Here is a 3,645-nt window from a genome sequence, read left to right on the forward strand (position 1 = left end):
TCAGTTTCATCTACAACCTCAAAACAGTGTTTTGGGCAGGCTACGGCTAGCTTCCTAATTTGCTCTTTGATTTTTTGAGTATAAGGACATGTTGGATTCTATGTGCTGTATTGTCAACAATACACTCTTCTTGTATATCTACCAATATGATTTACAGAATTTTATTTTACTATAACTTTACCTATATTCCAAGACAAGAAATAAAATAATTAAAAACAAAAACGCATATAACCAATAACTAGCTATATGCATTTTAACACTTAAAGCGAACTGTTAAGTTGCGACTATTAGTATCCAGTCAGAAATATACAGTTTATTTACGACTAGCAAGTCATTTACCCGGCAATAGGAGCTCATCTAAATTGATTTTTTCTTAGAGTAGAAATTTCTACTAAAACTATCTAAATAAACTTTTAATCTCTATGACGGACAAAACGTGTCTCAGTTATTCATCAACATCCAAGGTTCTAGTAGTTGACCCACTCCCCATTGGAGTTAACTTGATAACCATCTACTATAGTATTAACCGCTAATCTTCCGCTTTCATTAACATAGTACCATTTATCTCCAACTTGGAACCATTGATTTACCTTCATTGCACCAGATGATTCCTGATAGTACCAATGGTCTCCATCTTTTATCCAACCAGTTTCCATTGAACCGTTAGCATTGAGATAGTACCACACACCGCTGGATTCAACCCAGCCAGTGGACATTGCTCCACTCTCACTCAAGTAATACCATTGGTTACCATCTTTCACCCAACCAGTTGCCATCGCACCAGTAGAACTCAAGTAGTACCATTTACCCGCTTCCTGATGCCAGCCTTTCACCACTTCACCAGCAGATGTATAAAAATACCACGCACCATTTTCTTGCTTCCAACCAGTCGTTACTGGAACTTTAGTCTCAGTTTTAAGAGGAGTTAAAGTAACATCTCCTACATAAGATTGGAGGTAACGAGGAGCAAAAGAAGTAAGAGGAGAGTTTGCTACCATTCTGCCTGAAGGCTCCATAGACACTTGATTCTTCTCTGACTTCCTTTCTGTCATCTCCTCAGATACATCTTCTCTTACTGTATTCATGGTCTCGACAGGATTTTCTTTCGTATCTTCAGGAATTCTACTACCAGCTAGTGTAACTGGTAAATCATGCATACTGTCAATTCTACCGGCCAGTAGACCTGTAATTTCTTGACCTGCATCTTCTTTATTAAAGGTGAAAAGTAGAGTTTTTTGATCTGCCTGGGTCAAGAAGGTAGCTTTGTGTCCATTCGCTAAAGTCAAAGTCGGAATAGAATTCACTAGTACCTCAGAATCAAATTGCATAGCTAAGATGCCTTGTTCTGCATCCTCTTCTTCTGTTTCCAATTTACGAACTTCCCTGATAGTTACACTCGTTGGATATACCGGATCTTTTGTTAAAAATTCCCAGTTAAATTTTCTAAATGATAGGGTATAGGCATTCTGTCCTTTTTCAGTATGTTCATACAAGATACCATACTCACCATTTCCTAATTCTTGAAGCGAATTATAGGCAAACTCTCCTTTTTGAATTGGTCTATGATGTAACCAAGTCAAGTCTCCGTTGTCCTCTACACGAGCCAAATGAGCCATTCCATTCGTCCGTTTAGGTCCTCCTGAATTGGTTAAAATGATGTATTCTTTTCCTTCGTGCATGGTGTGAATAGCAGCCATTTGGACATAAACATCTTTAACCTGATTGTATCTCTTGATTTCTTTGTCCCAAGTTTGCCCACCATCTTTACTTGTGGCAACCTGTAAATCACCCGTTAATCCTCTCATAAAGAGTTTCACATCACCATTATTTAACTGTACAGCAACTGACTCTGTATTTTGGGCAGGACTATTATTCATAGTTGAGGAATGAATTTTCCTTCTGCCTACCGTCCTATCATCATTAACAGCAGCTCCAGCCTGCCATGTTTCTCCATGGTCATCTGAATAAATCAAACGAGAAGACTGAGATCCGCTTAGATGAGAGATAGCATTGGTGGTATAAGTGGGAACTAGGATACGTCCCTTGTGCTCTCCTGTTCTAAGCACAATTCCTGTACCTGGACCTGTTCCTAAAAATTTCATCCAATCTTGGCGAATTGATGGTGTAATATCTCTTGGTTGCGACCAAGTTTTCCCATCATCATCACTATAGGAAAGCCACAAATAGCTCGTATAGGCTACACGAAATGGATTTTTAGCAGATTGAGCAAAGTAGATATTTCCAAGAAGCTCTTCTCCTTTATAGAGGTCACCCTTATCTCTGTAGGCTTCTTCTTTTGGATCCACTACAACGCGATAATCTGTTTTTTGATTATTTGCATCATATACTTCTCCGTTTTCTCGAACAGTATATGCTTGATTTTCCCCTTGTTTATATAGTAATTGATAGTGCTTGTCTCCAACTTGTTGATAAGCTTTTTGAGGTTTGTTTGGCATTCCAAAGACAGCTCGACCTTCTGGAAACATATCGTAGATTGAAAAAATTCTCTTTGTGGTAGGATCTTGAACCAAGACCATATCGATATTAAGTGGAGATGGTGCCTGTGGATCTTTTGCTTCTGGATTGTCTCGTAGATTAGTCAAGGTTAAGGTTGGCTGCCAAGTAGTTCCCCCATCCTCACTTCTCCTAACGACCATAGCAATATCTCCCCAATCAGAATGGTGGAGACGACGCTGATCTGCCCCTGCCAGTAATGTTCCTTTATCCGTACGTAGCAAAGCTGGAATCCGATAACTCTTAATTCCTTCACTATTTGGCTTATCATTGACACCACTCATAAACAACTCTTGCTTCTCTGTCAAGACTGCCCCTTCAGCAAGTGACGGCTCAATATCTGTCACATCAAATAACTGGCTACGTTTTTTGACTTCCTCTGGAGTTAGAGCACGATTGTATACAGTCAGATTACGAATAGAAAGATCTGAGCCCCACTTCAGTTCTCCTGCTCTATTAGTTGCACCTAACTGGAGTTTATCCACATCTGGCATGTCTGCCAGGAATTTCCCTGACTTTTTATTCGTACGAGATAATACACCATTCACATAAAGACGAACTTGACCATTTGGACTATCCTTTCTTGGTCTTTCAACAGTAAAAGTAACCGAATTATACTTGCCTGGTCTAATCTTCAAAGGCGCATCTGTATAACTTCCATAAAATTGACTACCATCAGCTCCACGTCCCTCTATCAAAGCTGTCCCATTATTGATTGCCATTGTAAAGTACTCATTTACTTTAGTTGTACTGGAAGCAGAAAAGAGATTGTAAAAACTAGGACCATCAGCAGCCGGTTTGAACTCCACATGAACAGTTGCATTTTGGAGTCCCTTTACTTTCTCCAACTCATCAGACAAGTCTACTCTTTTTTCGTTTGAATCATTCGTCTCTAAGTCATCTTTTTCTATCACTGTTTCGACATTTTCTAAATCTCGTGCATAGTAATCTCTTGGAATTTTTTCTTCTTGCTTGTCTTCATGTTCTTGCTCATTGCCAGAAAGTTCAGTCTCTGAAACAGACTCTACATACTCTGCAGGAAGAGTTATATTTTCTCCTTCCTCAGAAGGCTGGCTCTTTTCTGTATCAGTTAGGGTTGAGCTCCCCCCCCCCCCCCCCCCCCCCGCCACC

The 3,645-nt window shown here is 39.7% G+C and carries 1 protein-coding gene; it reads right to left on the bottom strand.

The window, feature by feature from the left end; all coding sequences use genetic code 11:
* Window positions 1–467: 467 nt before the first annotated feature.
* A complete protein-coding gene (locus HT679_RS10835) occupies window positions 468–3,644 on the bottom strand; it encodes a sialidase domain-containing protein (RefSeq protein WP_173214588.1) in 3,177 nt (1,058 codons plus the stop codon).
* Window position 3,645: the final 1 nt, after the last annotated feature.

It is taken from the genome of Streptococcus sp. 4886, from assembly GCF_013276485.1.
Lineage (GTDB): Bacteria > Bacillota > Bacilli > Lactobacillales > Streptococcaceae > Streptococcus.